This window comes from Streptomyces sp. NPDC001717, from assembly GCF_042892775.1.
Classification (GTDB): domain Bacteria; phylum Actinomycetota; class Actinomycetes; order Streptomycetales; family Streptomycetaceae; genus Streptomyces.
The window spans coordinates 45,668-63,816 of record NZ_JBIAUK010000007.1 but is presented as its reverse complement, the minus strand read 5'-3'; the positions used below and the strand labels follow the sequence as shown (position 1 = coordinate 63,816).

Annotated in this window: 12 protein-coding genes and 1 pseudogene; 8 read left to right on the top strand and 5 right to left on the bottom strand. The window is 69.4% G+C overall.

What is annotated here, in order from left to right; genetic code table 11:
* Genes ACFYZL_RS14870 through gntD form a run of 5 tightly spaced genes read left to right on the top strand, consistent with a single transcriptional unit; the run spans position 1 to position 11,570 of the window.
* The gene (locus ACFYZL_RS14870; protein ID WP_384747566.1) at positions 1-231 is read left to right on the top strand and encodes an MbtH family protein; all 231 of its coding nucleotides are present in this window, start codon (positions 1-3) and stop codon (positions 229-231) included.
* The gene (locus ACFYZL_RS14865) at positions 228-8,546 is read left to right on the top strand and encodes an amino acid adenylation domain-containing protein (protein ID WP_388679151.1); all 8,319 of its coding nucleotides are present in this window, start codon (positions 228-230) and stop codon (positions 8,544-8,546) included. Before ACFYZL_RS14870 ends, ACFYZL_RS14865 begins: the two co-directional genes overlap by 4 nt.
* Positions 8,543-9,847 (top strand): MFS transporter, encoded by a 1,305-nt coding sequence (locus tag ACFYZL_RS14860; protein ID WP_384747560.1) that lies wholly within the window; start codon positions 8,543-8,545, stop codon positions 9,845-9,847. The genes ACFYZL_RS14865 and ACFYZL_RS14860 overlap by 4 nt, the downstream gene beginning before the upstream one ends.
* Positions 9,848-9,849: 2 nt before the next feature.
* Complete coding sequence (locus ACFYZL_RS14855) at positions 9,850-10,506, top strand: hypothetical protein (RefSeq protein WP_388679148.1); 657 nt, start codon at positions 9,850-9,852, stop codon at positions 10,504-10,506.
* Positions 10,507-10,547: 41 nt separating this feature from the next.
* A complete protein-coding gene (gene gntD, locus ACFYZL_RS14850; protein WP_384747555.1) occupies positions 10,548-11,570 on the top strand; it encodes a guanitoxin biosynthesis L-enduracididine beta-hydroxylase GntD in 1,023 nt (340 codons plus the stop codon).
* 99 nt (positions 11,571-11,669) lie between these two features.
* Here the strand turns inward: gntD and ACFYZL_RS14845 are convergent, their stop codons facing one another.
* Positions 11,670-13,175, bottom strand: a complete 1,506-nt coding sequence (locus ACFYZL_RS14845; RefSeq protein WP_388679145.1) for a helix-turn-helix domain-containing protein — start codon at positions 13,173-13,175, stop codon at positions 11,670-11,672.
* Between the two features lie 328 nt (positions 13,176-13,503).
* On the opposite strand from ACFYZL_RS14845, the gene ACFYZL_RS14840 reads away from it, so the two are divergent.
* Complete coding sequence (locus tag ACFYZL_RS14840) at positions 13,504-14,214, top strand: DUF4232 domain-containing protein (RefSeq protein WP_384747546.1); 711 nt, start codon at positions 13,504-13,506, stop codon at positions 14,212-14,214.
* Positions 14,215-14,634: 420 nt separating this feature from the next.
* Here ACFYZL_RS14840 and ACFYZL_RS14835 read toward each other — a convergent pair.
* Positions 14,635-14,703: pseudogene (locus ACFYZL_RS14835) on the bottom strand (alpha/beta hydrolase); the annotation flags it as partial.
* Between the two features lie 279 nt (positions 14,704-14,982).
* Between ACFYZL_RS14835 and ACFYZL_RS14830 the strand changes: the two are divergent.
* Positions 14,983-15,288 (top strand): putative quinol monooxygenase, encoded by a 306-nt coding sequence (locus tag ACFYZL_RS14830; RefSeq protein WP_384747543.1) that lies wholly within the window; start codon positions 14,983-14,985, stop codon positions 15,286-15,288.
* 257 nt (positions 15,289-15,545) lie between these two features.
* Here the strand turns inward: ACFYZL_RS14830 and ACFYZL_RS14825 are convergent, their stop codons facing one another.
* Positions 15,546-15,884, bottom strand: a complete 339-nt coding sequence (locus tag ACFYZL_RS14825; protein ID WP_384747541.1) for a helix-turn-helix domain-containing protein — start codon at positions 15,882-15,884, stop codon at positions 15,546-15,548.
* A 1,007-nt stretch (positions 15,885-16,891) separates the two neighbouring features.
* Here ACFYZL_RS14825 and ACFYZL_RS14820 point away from each other — a divergent pair.
* Positions 16,892-17,251, top strand: coding sequence for a hypothetical protein (locus tag ACFYZL_RS14820; protein WP_384748984.1), 360 nt, complete (start codon positions 16,892-16,894; stop codon positions 17,249-17,251).
* A 110-nt stretch (positions 17,252-17,361) separates the two neighbouring features.
* Here the strand turns inward: ACFYZL_RS14820 and ACFYZL_RS14815 are convergent, their stop codons facing one another.
* A complete protein-coding gene (locus ACFYZL_RS14815; RefSeq protein ID WP_388679140.1) occupies positions 17,362-17,673 on the bottom strand; it encodes an SCO5918 family protein in 312 nt (103 codons plus the stop codon).
* A gap of 52 nt (positions 17,674-17,725) precedes the next feature.
* Positions 17,726-18,130, bottom strand: coding sequence for a CBS domain-containing protein (locus ACFYZL_RS14810; RefSeq protein ID WP_384748978.1), 405 nt, complete (start codon positions 18,128-18,130; stop codon positions 17,726-17,728).
* Positions 18,131-18,149 lie beyond the last annotated feature (19 nt).

Genomic DNA, 18,149 nt, shown 5'->3' with positions numbered 1-18,149 from the left:
ATGGACAACACAGCCACCAACCCGTTCGAGGACACCGACGGCGTGTACCTCGTGCTGCGCAACACCGCCGGTCAGTACTCCCTGTGGCCGGAGTTCGTCGATGTGCCCGCCGGCTGGCACACCGACTTCGGCCCCGGACCGCGGACGGCCTGCGCCGAGTACATCGAGAACAACTGGACCGACCTGGGCCCCGTGCGTCCGGGTGCCGCGGCGGGAGAACTGGCTTCATGACCACGCAACTCGAACGCTTCGACACCCTCGTCCAGGGAGCAGAACCGGCGATCGGTCTCATCGGCCGGTTCGCGGAGCAGGTCGCCCGTGCCCCCCAGGCACCGGCACTGGTCGCCGGGGACACCGTCGTGACGTACGGCGAGCTCGACGACCGGGCCAACAGGGTGGCGCGTCGGCTGACCGACCAGGGCATCAAGGCGGAGGACATCGTCGGGATCCTCCTGCCCACCTCTCCCGATCTGGTCGCCGCGCTCCTCGGCACCCTCAAGGCCGGGGCGATGTACCTGCCGCTGGACCCCCACTACCCGCCGGACCGGCTGGCCTACATGGTGGCCGACGCCGCGCCCCGGGCGCTGATCACCACCCGGGAGGCAGAGGCCGGATTCGACGGACTCTCCGGCGTCGACACGGGCGCGGTGTTGTACCTGGACCGGCAGGAAGACCTGCACGATGACCAGCGGGACTCGGCTCCGGCCGGCACGGTCGGTCCGGACTTCGATCCGGACCGAGGCGCCTACACCATTTACACCTCGGGCTCGACGGGGCGCCCCAAGGGGGTCGTCGTCACGCACCGTTCGCTCGCGAACTTCCTGGACTGCCTGACCGACCGGTTCCAGGTGCACTCGGACGACGTCGTCCTCTCCACCACCTCGATTTCCTTCGACATCGCCGGCCTCGAGCTGTACCTGCCGCTGGTGAACGGTGCCGTGGTGCATCTGGTGCCGCGCACCACCACCGTGGACGGCGTGGCGCTGCGCCGGTACCTGGCCACGGCCGGGCCCACGCTGGTGCAGGGAACTCCGGCTCTGTGGCAGCTGCTGCGGGAAGCCGACTGGAGCCCGCGCGAACTTCCCGCCACGGCACGCCTGCTGTGCGGTGGCGAGGCGCTGCCGCAGGATCTCGCCGACTTCCTCGCCGCGGGCACGGCCGCGGTGTGGAACCTCTACGGCCCGACCGAGACCACCATCTGGTCGCTCCTGGCACCGGTGGTCGCCGGGGAGCCCGTGACCATCGGGCGCCCGATGTGGAACACCGGAGTCCACGTCCTGGACGATCGCCTGGCCCCGGTGGCGCAGGGCGGGACGGGCGAGCTCTACCTCTCCGGGGACGGCCTGGCCCGCGGCTACCGCGGGCGCGGCGCCCTCACCGCCGAACGTTTCGTGGCCTGCCCGTTCGGCGCCCCCGGAAGCCGTATGTACCGCACCGGAGACCTGGTGCGGGAACGTGCCGACGGCAGGCTGGACTTCGTCGGCCGGGTCGACGAGCAGGTGAAGATCCGCGGCTACCGCGTCGAACTCGGCGAGATCGAAGCAGCACTGCGTCGGCTTCCCCAGGTGGCCCAGGCGCGTGTGATCATGCGCGAGGACGTCTCGGGCGTGGCCCAGCTGACCGGATACGTCGTACCGACGGCCGGCCACAGTCCCACGGCCGACGAGCTGCGCCACGCCCTCGGCGCCTGGCTCCCGGCGCACATGGTGCCGTCCGGCATCGGGGTACTCGACCGCTTCCCCCTGACTCCGGCGGGCAAGATCGACCGCAAGGCGCTGCCGTCGGCGACCCGCTCGGGCACCGCGGCGGGCCGGGCTCCGGCCACCCCGCAGGAGCGCGTGCTGGCCGAGCTGTTCGGTGAGGTACTGGGACTCGGCGACGTGAGCGCCGACGACAGCTTCTTCGACCGCGGCGGCAACTCGCTCGCCGCCAACCGCCTCGTCGCCCGCATCCGCGGCGAACTCGGTGTCGAGATCCCCATCCGGGCCATCTTCGACGAGCCCACCCCGGCAGCCCTCGCGCTGCTGCTCACCGAGGCCGATCAGGCCCGCCCCGCCCTGCGCCCGATGGAGCGCGGCGCCTCGCTGCCGCTGTCGTACGCCCAGCAGCGTCTGTACTTCCTCCACCGGATGGAAGGGCCCAGCGCCACCTACAACATGCCCGTCGCGGTTCGGCTGACCGGGGAGCTCGACATGGCGGCGCTGCGCGCGGCCGTCGTCCACCTCCTGCAGCGGCACGAAAGCCTGCGCACCCGATTCACGGACGGGCCCTCCGGAGCCGAGCAGGTGGTGGTGGCCGGCTCCGACGCCGCCGTGGCCGCCGCCGCCGACATCTCCGTGCACGAGGTCACGGACCGGGAACTGCCCGCCGCCATCGACACCGCGGTGGAACACTGCTTCGACCTCACCACCGACATTCCGGTACGCGTCGACCTGTTCCGCACCGGCGAACACGAGCACGTGCTGCTGCTGTGCATCCACCACATCGCCAGCGACGGCTGGTCGCTGGTCCCGCTGGTGCGCGACCTGTGCGACGCGTACACCGCCCACCGTGCGGGCACGGCTCCCACGACGCCGTCGCTGGAGGTCCAGTACGCCGACTACACGCTGTGGCAGCGCGAACTCCTCGGTTCGGCCGACGACGCGGACAGCCTCATGGCGCGACAGCTCGCCTACTGGCGCGAGCAGCTCGACGGTGCGCCCGAGCTGCTGGAGCTGCCCGCCGACCGTCCGCGCCCCGTCACGGCGACCTACCAGGGCGACGTGGTGCCCTTCGACGTGCCGGCCTCGCTCGCGGACCGGCTGACGAAGCTGGCCAAGCAAGAGGGCGTCAGCCTGTTCATGGTGCTCCAGGCGGCCACGGCGACGTTGCTGACCAAGCTGGGCGCCGGCACCGACATACCCCTGGGCAGCGTCCTCGCCGGACGCGCCGACCGTGCCGTCGACGACAACATCGGCTTCTTCGTCAACACCCTGGTGCTGCGCACCGACACGTCGGGCGATCCGTCCTTCACCGACCTGCTGGCCCGGGTCAGGACCGCCAACCTGGCCGCGTACGAGAACCAGGACCTGCCGTTCGAGTACCTCGTCGAGGTGCTGAACCCGGCCCGCGGCACCAGCCACCACCCGCTGTTCCAGGTCATGCTGGTGCTGCAGAACAACGCCGACCCGCAGTGGCGCCTCGGCGAGCTGGCGGCATCGCACGAGGTGGTGCCGACCCGTACCTCGAAGTTCGACCTGACCTTCGAGCTGACCGAGCGGTTCACCGAGGGCGGTCGGCCGGACGGGCTCATCGGTGAGATCGAGTACGCGACCGATCTGTTCGACCGGTCCACGGCCGAGACCCTGATCGAACGGCTGCTGCGGGTGCTGTGGTCGGTGGCCGACGACCCGGCGCGTCCGCTGGCGTCCATCGACGTCCTCGGCGAAGCCGAGCGGCGCACGATCCTCCAGGAGTGGAACGACACCGACCTGGAACTGTCGGGTGCGACCTACCCGCAGCTGCTGGCCGATCAGGTGGCCCGTACCCCTGACGCCGTCGCGCTCGTCCACGAGGACACGGAGCTGACCTTCGCCGAACTGGACCGTCGGTCGAACCGGATCGCCCACTGGCTGATCTCCCGTGGCGTCGGCCGTGACGACGTGGTCGGACTCGCGATGCGGCGCGGTCCCGAGCTGCTGTGCGCGCTGCTCGGAATCATCAAGGCCGGCGGTGTGTACCTGCCGCTCGACCCGGACTATCCGCCGGACCGCCTTGAATTCATGATCGCGGACAGTGCTCCCATCATGCTCCTGACCACGAGCGACGTCGTGGCGAAGCTGACCGACGAGGCGCGCCGGCTGCCACGTCTGGAGTTCGACGACCCGGACACGGCGATCGAGCTGGCGCGGTACCGCTCCGACGCGCCGACGGACGCGGACCGTCGCGTGCCGCTGCGCCTGGACGACCTGGCGTACGTCATCTACACCTCCGGCTCCACCGGGCGCCCCAAGGGCGTCGCCGTCACGCACCGGGGCATCCCCAACCTCGCCCACAGCTACCTCGAGCGGTTCCGGCTCGAGGAGGGCTCGCGGTTCCTGCAGTTCTCCTCGATCAACTTCGACCCGACGTTCTGCGAGCTGTGCTGCACCCTGCTCGCCGGCGCGACCGTCGTGCTCACCTCGCCCGACGAGCTGCTCTCCGCCGACCGGCAGCGTGAAGTGACGGCCCGGTACCGGCCGACGCACATCACCTTCTCGCCCACCATCCTCAGCGGGATGGCCCAGGACGCGCTCGCGGACTGCGGCAATGTGATGGTCGCCGGTGAGGCCTGCCCGCCCGCACTGGCCGCCGCCTGGGCGCCGGGCCGCCGGATGATCAACGCCTACGGGCCGACCGAAGCCACCGTCGACGCCCTGTACTGGGAGTACGGCAGCGGCCCGGACGGCTTCGAGGACGCGTCGGTGCCGGTGGGCCGACCGCTCGGCAACACCAAGGTGTACATCCTCGACGCCGCGCTGCGCCCGGTGCCGCCCGGTGTCACCGGTGAGCTGTACATCAGCGGTGCCGGTCTGGCTCGCGGCTATCTCGGCAGGCCGACCCTGACCGCCGAGCGGTTCGTGGCCAACCCGTTCGGTGCCCCCGGCAGCCGTATGTACCGCACCGGAGACCTGGCGCGCTGGCGCGCGAACGGAGCGACCGGTGTGGTGGACTTCGTCGGCCGCACGGACGACCAGGTCAAGATCCGCGGGATGCGCATCGAACTCGGCGAGATCGACGCGGTGCTGCAGGACCACCAGGAGGTGGCGCAGTCCGTCGTCGTCGTCCGCGAGGACACCCCCGGCCATCAGCAGCTCGTCGGCTACGTGGTCCCCCGGGCACACGGCGGGGCCCACGACATCGAACACGTCGACAAGTGGCACCAGATCCACGAGCAGGGATACAGCGAGCAGAGCGACCTCGGCACCGAGCAGGACTTCACCGGCTGGAACTCCAGCTATGACAACGAGCCGCTGCCCCTGGAGCACATGACCGAGTGGCAGGCGGCCACGGTCCGGCGCATTCTCGACCTGCGGCCGGCCAGAGTGCTGGAGGTCGGGGTCGGTTCCGGACTGATCCTGCGGCCGGTCGCACCGCACTGCACCGCGTACACCGGTGTGGACTTCTCCGACGCCCTGATCCAGACCCTCGGCAGGGCGATCGAGGGCAGCGACCTGAACGACCGGGTCGCACTGCACACCATGGCCGCCCACGAGGTCGGCGCGCTGGCGCCCGCCCGCTTCGACACCGTGGTGATCAACTCGGTGGCGCAGTACTTCCCCAGCGTCGACTACTTGATCGACGTCGTGCGCCAGAGCATGGAGATGCTCGCTCCCGGCGGGCGGATCGTGCTGGGTGACATCCGCAACCTGCGGCTGATGCGGGCCTTCGTCACCGCCATCGTCCTGCACGACGGCGCGCACGCCGACGAGTCCCTGGCCACGGTGCGCGACATCGTCGCCCACCAGCAGGAGCTGGAGAGCGAGTTGCTGCTCGATCCGGCCTTCTTCGCCCGGATCGGCGATCTGGTTCCGGACGTCGTCGGTGTGGACGTACAGCTCAAGCGCGGTTCCTTCCGCAACGAGTTGACGGACTTCCGTTACGACGTGGTCCTGCACAAGCGGGGAGCGGACCTGGTGTCCCTCGCCGACGTGCCCGCGCGCGAGTGGAGCAGCGCCGAGGACGTCGACACCCACCTGGATACGGCCCGGCCGCAGGCGCTGCGCGTCACCGGTGTTCCCAACGGCCGGGTGACGCAACAGGTGGCGACCGCACAGCGGGTGGCTTCCGGGACCGACGCTCTCGTACGCAGCCTGTCCGAGACCACCGACGTACGGTCCGGGGTCGACCCCGAGACCCTGTGCGAGATCGGCGCCAGGCTCGGCTACACCGTGCACCCGACGTGGACCGACACCGAGGAGGGCGACCGGTTCGACGTGGTGTTCCTCGCTGCCGGCCATGCCGCGGGGCGAGGGCTGACCGATGTGTTCCTGGCCTCGGACGAGGACGAGCGTTCGCCGTGGCAGCTCGCCAACGACCCCCAGGCCGCCGATCGCGGCCGCAACCTCGCCACCGAACTGCGCCGCCACGCGGCACGACGGCTGCCCGACCACATGGTGCCCGCCGCCGTCGTCGTACTGGACGCGTTGCCGCTGACGCCCAACGGCAAGCTGGACACCCGGCAGTTGCCCGCACCCGAGTTCGGCTCCCGGGCGGGACGGCCGCCGGCCACGCCGCAGGAGGCGACGATGGCGGCACTCTTCGCCGACGTGCTCGGCCTGGCGGCGGTCGGCGCCGACGACCGCTTCTTCGACCTCGGCGGCGACAGCATCCGGTCCATCCAGCTCGTCAGCCGCGCACGCGCAGCGGGCTTCCGGATCACCCCGCGCGACGTGTTCCAGGAGCAGACGGTCGAGGCTCTGGTGGCCCGGGCCGCTCAGCACGCCGAGGCGCACCCGACGGACGACGGCGCGGTCGTGGACGTCGAGGCCTGGGAGAAGATCCTGCGGACTCCCGACCCGGCCTACCCGGTGTCCGACACCTCACCCGCCGCGGATCGGGGGCACCTCACCCGGCGCGTCGTCGGCAAGGACGCCGAGCGGCTGCTGACCGGGCTGCCGCGCCTGTACCGCTGCGGCCCCGAACACATCGCGCTGGCCGCGCTCGCTCCGGTGCTCACCGAGTGGCGCCGTACGCAGCTGCCGGCGGCCGGAGCCTGGCTGCGCCTCGACCTGGCCACGGCGGGCTCGCCGACCGCGTATCCGGTGCGTCTCAATCCGGGCACCCCGGACGTGGACAAGGCCCTGGCCGAACCGCGGGAGCTGGCGCGTGTGCTGAAGCGGGTCAAGGAGCAGGTGCGCGCCGTACCGGAAGAGGGTCGAAACCACTCCGCGCTGCTCGCCGACCCCGCGGCCGCGCAGCGACTGTCCTCGTACGGGGCTTCGCAGGTGCGCTTCCGGGTGCTGCCCGCCGGTACGGCCGGTGTCGACGGCAACGTGCGCTTCGGGGACGACGGTACGGAACCCGCTCTCGGCATCGATGTCCGGCCGGCCGATGACGGCGAGGCCCTGGAGACCGTCTGGTCCTGGGACGCCACACGGTTCACCGAAGCCTCCGTGGGGGCGCTCGCCGATCGGTGGGTGACCTTCCTGGTCGCGCTGGCAGACCTCGCGGAGCGTCCGGAGCTCGGTGGGCTGACTCCTTCGGACGTCGCCCTGGTCGATGTCAAGCAGTCGACCATCAAGCAGTTGGAGACCGACTACCCGGGCCTCTGCGACATCCTGCCGCTCACCCCGCTCCAGCAGGGTTTCCTGCTGTACACCGCCGCCGACCACCACGGCCCTGACCCCTACCAGCGACAGAGCCTGTTCGACCTGGACGGGCCGCTGGACACCGAGCGGCTGCGACAGGCGGCGCACGCACTCCTGATGCGTCACCCCAACCTGCGCGCAGGCTTCACCCACAGAGGCGTTCAGGCCCCGGTGCAGGTGGTGCAGGAACAGGTGGAGCTGTCGTGGACCGTGCACGATCTGTCCGGTCTCGCACCAGCGGAGCAGGAGCGCCGGGAGGCCGAGATCCTCGCCGCGGACCAGGGCCGACGGTTCGACCTGTCGGCGCCCGTGCTGATGCGCTTCACGCTGCTGCGCCTCGGAACGGAGCGGCACCGACTGCTCGTCGGGGACCACCACATCCTGCTCGACGGCTGGTCGAACTCGCTGGTGTGGCAGGAGCTGTTCGCCCTGTACCACGGTGAGCGGCTGCCGGCGGCGCCGCCCTTCCGTGACTACCTGGCGTGGCTCGCGTCGTGCGACCGCGATGCCGCGGTCTCGGCATGGCGAAGCTATCTGACGGACGTCGACGGTCCGACCAGGGTCCATCCCGCCAAGCCGGCGCCGGACGTCTCGCTGCGCAGCATGGCCGTCACCGTGACACCGGAACTGACCGGTTCCCTGCAGCACCGTTGCGCGCAGGCCGGGATGACGCTCAACACGGCCCTCCAAACGGCGTGGGGCATCGCGCTCGGCCGTCTCACCGGGCGCGACGACGTGCTGTTCGGCAACACCGTCTCCGAACGGCCGGCCGAACTCGACGGCGTCGAGTCCATGGTCGGGCTGCTGCTCAACACCGTGCCGCTGCGCGTGCGCATCCGGTCGGGCGAACGCGTCGGCGCGACCATGGCTCGGGTGCAGGAATCGCAGCTGGACATATTCCCGCACCGCTCCCTCGAACTCAGCGAAATCCAGCGACTGGTCGGAGCGGGCGAACTGTTCGACGCCTGCTACGTGTTCCAGAGCTACCCCGCCGATTCCCTCGAGGAGAGCGAGACCGACGGACTGCTGGTGCGTGAGCGGGGACAGGGTGCGGAGGGGCTTCCGCATTACCCGCTGAGCATCACGGTGATTCCGGGCCGACAGATCAAATTCGTCATCGGATACCACCCCCATCTGTTCGACGACGACCGGATCGACGAGATCAAGGAGTCCATCATCGGTACCCTCGAAACGATCGCGGCAGGGGAACGCGGATGAAGAACTTCCTGACGATGGTTCGTGGACTTCCGTTCGCGATGAAGGTCCTGCTGGCCTCCGCTGCCGCGCGAAGCCTGAGCTCCTTCGCGATTCTGGCCTACATGCCCATCTACCTGTACGACACGGTGGGCATGGACGGTGCCACCATCGGCTATGTGATCGGTGGCAGCGTCCTGGTCGGCACGCTGGCGGGCGTTTACGGTGGCTATCTCGCGGACCGGTTCAGAAAAGTCGACCTGGTCATCGTGCTGGACTTCGCGCTCATAGTGTTCTATCTCGGCCTGACGGTGTTCCACGATCCGGTCACCGTTACGGCCATCCTGCTGATGGCCAACGTCGCCTCCTGGTCGATGGGGGTCGCCGGCAGTGCCCTGCTCTCCGAACTGGTGCCATCCGAGAATCGCGTCAAGGTGTTTTCCCTGCGCTATTCGTTGCAGAACATAGGCGCAGCGGCAGGTCCCTTCCTGGGCATTGCCGCGCTCGCGGCCGGATCCGGTGGGCCGTTTTTTCTCAGCGTCACCGTCATTGGCACATCCCTGCTGCCTCTGATAATTTTCCGCCACCGGTTCCTGCCCGCCGGCAGTGGTACGACGGCACCGGCCGGGGCGACGGAGCAGAGCTCGGAAAAGCAGAGCGCGGAGGAGCAGGGCGGGGAAGAGACCCCCAAGTTCCGTGAAGTGCTGAGGGTGATGGGGGCGGACCGGAGGCTGACCTATTTCACCATCGGTGGAATTCTCAGCATCGTGGTGTACGGGCCGCTCCTGACCTTCATGTCGCAGTACCTCGTCCTGGTGGAAGGCCGCGACACCGCCTACAGGCTGGTCGCCTACATTTCCGCCGCCAACGCCATCACGGTCATCGGCGCCCAGTACGCCCTCGGCAGCCGCCTGAAGCAGGACAACCTCCTGAAGTGGCTGACCGTCGGGATCGGCGCCTTCGTCGTCGGGTTGGTCGCGATGTCGCTGTCCACGCATGCGGCCATCGTCGTCATCGCCGTGGTGATCTTCAGCCTCGGCGAGGTCATCCTCGTGCCGGCGGAGTTCACGTTCATCGACTCCATCGCCCCCGACAACCTGCGCGGCAGCTACTTCGGCGCACAGAATCTCATTCATATCGGCATAGCCCTGGGCCCGATACTCTGCGGTTTTCTGCTCCAGCATTTCGCGCCAGTCGCGATGTTCTACGTCCTGATCGCCGTCGTGCTGGCCAGCTGGTGGTTCTACGTCATCGGCTGCCGGGTCACGGCAGCCCATGACGAACCGGTACCGGTGGGTGTCCAATCAGTAAAGGTGGGGAATTAGAAATGAGCTTCGAGGAGATCACGAAGAAGTCGTACTGCCCCTTCGCCAAGCCATCGAAGATGGGGCCTGGGATCACCATTCGGACCGATGACGTCGAGAATGAGCTGACGCGGCACCGTGAGATCATCGCGGACTTCTTCCGCACGGCCTCCGAGCGCTCACTCGACGGCATGATCATCACCTTCGAAGAGCCGACGCTGGGTATCACGCTGGACGCGCTGACGGATCTCACTCGACGCTTCTACACCACGCTCACCCGGATGTTCTCGAGCGTGTACATTCCCGATGATCCGCAGCCCGATGAACGTTGGTACGCGATGATCGAAGGCGAAATGACCTTCCTGGTCTCCTTCGCCCCCTGCTATCCGGAGACATCACCGCGGTATACGTACGGCGATCAACGGACCTACTTCCTGCTGCAACCCGCCAGCACCTTCGTGCGGAATGCCAAATTCATCGATCGGCAACGTACGGGAATCCAGCGCGCCTTCGCCGCGGTCGGGAAACCGTACGACGTGGAACTTGCCAATCTGGAGAACGACATTTTCAAGGCCGTCATGCCGATGGACCCCGTCGGTGATCACATTGCATGGTGGCTCCCCGAGGGCAGCAGCACGGCGAGAGAACAGCAGGACCGTCTCGTGCACGCCGGCCTTTAAAAGGCCGGAAGCAAACATTCGACACCAGAAGTGAGGCACCCATGAGTCAGTACCGCGGCATCCTGAGCTACGACCTTTCCGCCGACGAAGTATCGTCCCTCGAGCAGTTGCTCGCCGACCCGAAGGTGGCACAGAACGACCCCGGCAAGGAGACGTTCTATGACAACGCCTGGGAGCTGGTGTCGGAGGTACCGATCGGACTTCGCCGGTTCCTGGAGGAATTCCGACGCAACGACGCGGCTGCCGGCTTCCTGCTGCGCGGCTTCGGCGTCGACGACGACGCCGTCGGCCCGACACCCGGCAACTGGGCCGAGGCCGCGGCCGCCGGACGTACCCACCGAGAAGAGCTCTTCCTCGCGTTGATGGGGCAGTGCCTCGGCGAAGTGTTCAGCTGGCCCACCCTGCAGTCCGGACGAATGATCCAGAACGTGCTGCCCATCGCCGGCGAGGAAGGTGAGCAGAACGGACACGGCAGTGACGTGCTCCTCGAATGGCACACCGAGGACGCTTTTCATCCCTACCGCTGTGACTACCTGGCCCTGTTCGGCATCCGCAACCACGACCGGGTTCCGACGACGATGGCTTCGATCCAGGAGGTGGAACTGTCGGCGGACACGCGACGGGTGCTGTCCGAACCGCGGTTCTACATCCTGCCGGACGACGAGCACCTGCGTCAGCTCGCCGTTCAGCGGCCCAATGACCCCGGACTGCTGCGGATGCGGGAGATGCGGGACAACCCCGAGCCCGTCGCCGTGCTCTTCGGTGCCGCGGACGCTCCGTACCTGCGCATCGACCCGTTCTTCATGCGCTGCGTCGAGGGCGACGCCGAAGCGGAAGTGGCGCTCAAGGAGCTGGTGACGGAGCTGGAGCGTGTGCAGCAGGACGTGGTGGTGGAAGCCGGCACCCTGCTGGTCGTCGACAACTACCTCGCCGTGCACGGCCGTCGCGCGTTCACGGCCCGCTACGACGGAGCCGACCGCTGGCTGCAGAAGGCGGTCGTCACACGTGATCTCCGCAAGTCGCGGTCCGCGCGCGAGTCCGCCGCAGGACGCCTCCTGAGCTGATCCGGATGCCCGGGACCAGAGGCTCCATCCGTTCCCGGATGGAGCCTCTGCCATGCCGCCGCCCCTCGCGGACGCCTGGGCACGGTCGGGGCACGCCTCTCATCCCGTGTCCGGCAGCCAGGCGTTGTTGTTCGCGTTGTACCAGTAACTGTGCCCGGCATTCAGGGCGACCGTGCGGAACGGGCGGCCGTGGTCGTCGATGCGGGTGGTGCCCTTGCGGTCGCCACTGCTCCAGGCCAGCTCCAGGTACCAGCTGACGTCCTGACCAAGTGTGGCGGCGTCGATGTTCAGCACCTGGGGGTCGGTGGCGGAGACCTTGTACGGGAAGTCGGTCGAGGCCGTCGGCCGCTCGCCCTCCTTGCCAGGTACGGGCCTGGCCCTCGGGGAGGCGTCGTCCAGGTCCACGGCGAAGGACGCCGGCACCAGTGCGCCGCCGCAACCGGCTCCCATGGTGTACGCGTTCCAGCCGGGAGCCTTGCGGCCGCTCACGACATGGACGTACAGCGCGTGCAGGACTGCGGCCTTGTCCTCGGTGCCCTGGACGGTCAGTTGCATGCGCAGGTGCCCCGCCGGGACGGCGTCCAGGGCTCGGGCCCACCCTTCGGTCGCCTGCCCGGCGGGGGGCGGGGGGACCGTGCCGGGTGCCTTGTCCAGGGCGAACCACTGGTCGCAAGGGCTGTCCCAGTTGTCGGGCAGGACGTTGACCGTGAACGGGGCGGTGGGGGAGGTCCCCGCCTTGGCGGTGGCCGGCGAGGCGGACGTTGCCGAGGGGGACGTCGGTCCGGGGCTGGACGGGGGTGCGGAATCGGGTGTGGGCGTGGGTGACGACGACCCGCCGGGCGGCAGGGCCGGGCCCGCCGCCACCCGCTCGCGCGAGGACGGCTGGACGGCGCCGTGGCGGGTGTCCCCGTGACCCGTGCCTCCCAGGGAGGAGACGGCGGCGGCGGTCCCCGCCACCGCGGCGGTGGCCACGGCGGCCGCGACGGCGAGCAGCAGCCGAGGACGACGCCGGGTCCCCGGTGCGGAGGCCCGGGCGGGGCCCGGCTGGACAAGCGCGGCGGGGGCATGTGCGGGTGCCTCCGGTGCCGGTGCCGGTGCCGGCGCGGGAGCGGGAGCGGGGGCAGGCGCCTGCGCGGGTGCCTCCGCAGCGGCGGGTCCGGGCGCCGGGGCGGAACCGGCTGTGGACGCCGGGGCCGGTTCGGGGTCGGTCTCCGCCTGCGGCCGGACCTCCGAAGCCTCCCCAGCCACCACCGCCGCCGATGCCGGCGGCACCTCCGGCGAGGCGTCACCGCCCTGCGGCGCCGTGGAGTTCGTGGTCCCCGACCTCGGGGCCTGCCCCTCCGTCGCCCCCCGCCGCCGTTCCACCAGCGCCAGCAGCCACTGCCGGTGCAACGCGAGCAGCTCGTCGGCCGAGGCACCGCAGACTCGGGCGAACCGCTCCACCGGGGCGTAGTCCGCCGGCACCGCCGCGCCGCTGCAATAGCGGTGCAGCGTCGAGTTGCTGGAGTGCAGACGCTTCGCGAGCGTGCCGTAGCTGCGCCCCGAGCGCTCCTTGAATCCGCGCATCAGCTCCGCGAACCGCTCCGTCTCCGTGGCCGTGGCCATTCCACCCTCCCCCTCATCCCGGAAGCACGTTCCAGGCGCGCCCGAACGCCCAGGTGAGAGGGGTCGGGAGCGTTCCAGGGTCCCTACTATCCCGGTCCAGGCGCCACTGGGACAAAACCAGCCCCACAGTTGCGTCATCAGCCCGCCGGTCCGCCGATCGGATCGGCGGTCGGATTCGGCGGTCGCAACGCAAGGGCCCCACGCGCCCCACCGACCGCCCTCGGTCGCCTGCGGTAGCAGCCGACCGGAACAGCAGCCCCACCCAACGTCTCGTCAGGCGGAGAGCGGAAGCCTCCGTCCGACGACCGTACCGACACGGAGAGTTCCCATGCGCACCCATCGACTCCGCACCACCGCCCTGGCCGCCGCCACCGCCGGCCTCGCTCTGGCCCTGACCGCCTGCGGCGGCTCGGACAGCGCCGGCGGGCCGACCGCGAACCCCGCCGCGACCAAGAGCGCGGACAAGCAGGTCTCGACCGGGACCGTGACGCCGTCCGGGGAGGGCGCCTCCGCGCCGTCCGCCGGCAAGGTCACCGGAACCGGCACGGCCACCGCCACCCCGGCGAAGGCCGGTTCGGGCGGCAAGGGGGACACCAGCGGTGACTCCTACGCCTACACCCACCCCTGCTCGGCGCGCGACCTGACCGTCAAGGTCACTTCCCCGACGGGTACCGCGGCCACCGTCCGCGTCATCACCGTGACCAACAACGGTTCCACCTCCTGCGGTCTGGACTACTTCCCCACCGTCGGCTTCAGCGCCAAGGGCGGCGCGCTCGGGCTCCAGGCCGCTGCCCCCGGTGGACTGGGCGGCGCCCCGGCGTACCCGGTGCACCCCGGCGCCACCGCGTACGCGGCCGTGGACCTCAACCCGTCGGGTGGCAACGGCCCCGTGGCCGACGAGGTCAACGTCCTCGCCGACAAGGAGCACATGCCGAACGCGGACGGCGTCAGCCTCGAGCTGGCCAAGCCGGGCAGCGTCGCCAACCCGAAGGTCGGTCTGTACCGCACCAACACCCGCGACGCGCTGAACGCCTTCTGAACGGCGTTCCGGGGCCGCGGCCGTCTCACGGGGTGCGTCGCCGGGCCGGCAAGGACACGATGGTGCGGGCCGGGCCGAGGAGTCTGGCGCGGATCTGGCACGAGACCATGGGAAAGGTCTAGGCAACACAAAAGCCCCGGGTCGCTGACCTGGGGCTTTGTCGTGGAGCGGATGACGGGAATCGAACCCGCGCTATAAGCTTGGGAATCTATGGCGCTTTGGGTGCCGAAGTATTCTCCTGACCTGCGAAAACAGCGGCCCGGGTGGCCATCCCTGGGGTGCGTGAGGGCCCGTATTGACGGCTGTTCACCGGTCTGAAGGGCACGGATGGGGCACGGTGCGGGGCAGGTGGCCCCGGTGTCGTTCACCGCTGCCGAGGCAGGCTGTTGACGCGTTGGGGGTTCCTTCAAGGAGCCAGGGGAAGCGCAGGCCCGCCTTCTCCAGGCCGCCCGGATCGAGGGCGGTGACCGAGGCGAGGCGGCCGGGCCGCAGGGCGTGTGCGATCGACTCCGTCAGTGTTCGGGCCCTCAGAAGGGCAGCTGACGGGACCTTCCTGGCCTTCGCTGCCATCGCCGCTGTCACCGCAGACTGGTCAAGCGAAAGGGCACCTAAAGAAAGCCATACATAGAGGCTCCTAAAATCGCAAAAGATGACAAAATGGGTAACATTGGGCATCGGCGCGGCCGTATAAGAGACCCGTTCGACGCCATCCGGTCACGGCAGTGCCCGGCCGCTCCCCGGCGACCGAGCGCCTGAAGGAGTCCCCTCATGGCTGACATCAACGTCGCGCTACACGTACAGGTCGAGGCCCAGCCCGGCAAGGAGGAGGAAGTCGCCGCCTTTCTCCGTGACGGCCTTGCCATCGTGCAGGAGGAGCCCGGCACCGTCGCCTGGTTCGCCGTACGCCTGAGCCCGTCCACCTTCGCCATCTTCGACGCCTTCCCCCACGACGACGCACGCCAGGCCCACCTCGCCGGCCGCCTGGGCAGTGCCCTGATGGAACGAGCCGGTGAACTGTTCGCCCAACCGCCTTCCGTCGAGCAACTGGACGTCCTCGCCCACAAACTCCCCTGACGGCCGAACTGCCTTGTCCGCGCCCGGCGCGTCGGACTGGTCCCGGCCGGCGCCCGAATACGAGGCGCCGCAAGCCGGGCGGCAGTCGGTTCCATGTGCAGCCTGATGCGGCCGCGAAGATGATGGCGGCGAGCACCTCGCGGTCCCCGCGCCGGCGATGGCCTCCACCCTGCGGGCGAACCGGAGCCGGCTGCACCACTCGCCGGGGGGCCGTCTCCGACGACCGAGGCCCGCCGATTTCGACGGGCACGCTCGGTTCAGGCCGAGGGCGGCGGTGCGGATGAGTCGGCGGCGCGGCGGTACTCGGCGTTGATGCGCTGGGCTTCCTCGAGCTGGTCCTCGAGAATGATGATGCGGCAGGCGGCCTCGATGGGGGTGCCCTGGTCGACGAGTTCCCGGGCGCGGGCCGCGAGGCGCAACTGGTAGCGGGAGTAGCGGCGGTGGCCGCCCTCCGAGCGGAGCGGGGTGATCAGGCGGGCGTCTCCGAGGGCGCGGAGGAAGCCTTGGGTGGTGCCGATCATTTCTGCGGCCCGGCCCATGGTGTAGGCGGGATAGTCGTCGTCGTCGAGACGGCCGAACGAGGCGTCTGCTGTCATTGAACCTCTCTCATGGAACGCGTGGAGGGGCCCTGGTGCCGTACGGCACCAGGGCCCCGAAGGAACTACTACACCATCTGTCGGCCCTGATACTGCGCCGACCCTGTGTTTCCGCCGACCCGGCCGACACGCTGCCGGGAGTGCGGGGATCGCGGTTGCTTGACCGGAGACCACCTCGCTATCGATGTCCTGCGGTACCCGGACTCAAGACCTCTGCCCGGGCGATCCTGATGGTGCTCGGCTCCTCCGTTCTTCCCTCGGTGATCAACTGCTTACTGCTCGTACTGCTGGTGACCCGTCTCGGCGCCACACTTCGGCAGCCAGCCCCGTTGCCCGTCCTGCGTCTGCTCTGGCTTGGAACCCCACTGCCGAACTCCCCGGAGCGCGCGCCTGCAGCCGACGCCTTCACCGAGGTGCTGCTCACTGCTGGTACTGCGTACTGCGTACCGCACTTGCGACCACTGCACTTGCGACAACTGCGGTCCTGCTCTCGGCGGCCCCTGCGACTGCGGGCCACCCGGTCCGGTCGTCAGCCCCGTCGCCGTCCTGCAACAACCTGGCTTCGGACTCCACCACCGCACCGTCCTGCGTACTGCAACTGCGGGTACCGCTGCCTGGCAGTTCGTCTCTGCCAGGCCCTGCTTTCTCTCTGGGTTACGAGAGAAAGCATAACCACGCCGCAGCGCAATGTCTACTCTGGCCGTCATAGATTTTCGTTCCTGTCGAGGAGAGGTAGACCTGCATGGCCGGTTCAGGATGCGCAGAACGGTTTGCGCCGCAGGTCAGGGGCTCGGGCGGTCCGCAGCCGAGGGTGTGGACCTGGGTCGGTTCGGCGGGCGGTGGGGTGGGGCGCAGGGACCAGGTAGGCAAAGGGCGGACGTGGACGATGCAGAGACCAGGGGGGCCTGGTGAGCACGGCCTCCGGCGGGAAGACGGTGAGTGCTCTTCTGGACCGGTGGTCCTCCCGCTCGACAGAACGGGAGGACCGGTGCATAAGATCGGCTCCCATGTCGAAGCCTGACGAGCTGCTCGTTGACGTTGCCACCCTGGTGGAGTCCGGGCGAAGCAATCAGATGTCGCTGACCGTGGTCACCGGTGGCGCTGTCGTCACCGGTCGGCTGGCACCCGAAGCCGTATGGAGGCAGCGGGTGTCGGAGGTTCTGACGGACTCCGCCCGCCTGGGTGAGTTCGCCGCGATCTTCACTACCGCAACACCCCACGAGGGGCCGCCTACCCATCTGCACTTCCATGTGGCCCGCATCCTGCAGGGCACGGTGGGGATCCCGGAGACCGGTGGGATGTACCGCGTTTCGATCGCGGATGTCAGTGCCTGGACCATGGGCGACTTCAGCTACTCCGACCACTGACCCGACCATCGCATACCCCCCGGTGCGCGGGAGGGCCCGACCGGCGCTTGCCGGTCGGGCCCTCTTCGCTGTCCGGGTGGGTGTCGGCTCGCGCCGGTCCTGTCCGTCCGTCAGACAGTCACCGGGAGGCCGAGCATCGCGGAAGCCTGCTGGAGCGGGCTGAGGACATGGGTGGGCACGGCGGCCCGAGGAAGGCCGCGGCAGGCGAACCCGAGCCGGGTCATGGCCCTCAGCACTTCACCGGCGCTGAAGTCACGCCTGTCCTGGCGGGTGATGACCTGACCGACCTGCTTGACGGGGTACGTGCGGCGCCCGATGGTCACCGACTCGCCGACGACCTGCTCGGGCTTGACGCCCTTCATCGACTCCAGGACACCGCTCTTGGTGAGGTCGAACGGGAAACGGGCGATGACACAGCGCATGGTGCCTCACAGGAAGAGGAAGGGGGGGACGGTCGTGCCGTGGTGAGGTGGTTCAGCGGGCCAGGACGAGGATGCCCAGAGCGCCGCCCTGGTCGTCGACGACTGGCATGGCGTCGAGCCGGCGGTAGCGCATCGCGTGTTGGGCTTCGGCCATCGTGGTCACGTATGAAGCGACCGGTCCGCGGTCTCCCGGGAGGTCGCGCAGGCGGACCTGGTCCGTGTACGCCGCGCTGTCGCGGACGGTGGCGAGCCCGGCCCGGGTGACCAGCCCGGTGCACAGGCCGTCTTCGTCGCGGACGAGCAGGTGCTCCGTGCGGGCACTGGCCATGACGGCAAGAGCCACCTCGACCGTCATGTCGTCACAGACCTGTGGACCGGCCGCCTGCATCGCGGCGCCCACCGTCCGGTGCACAGGGTTGGCGTTCGTCGAGCGGGGCTGCATCTGGACCAGCGTCAAAACGTGCCTCCTGCAGAGA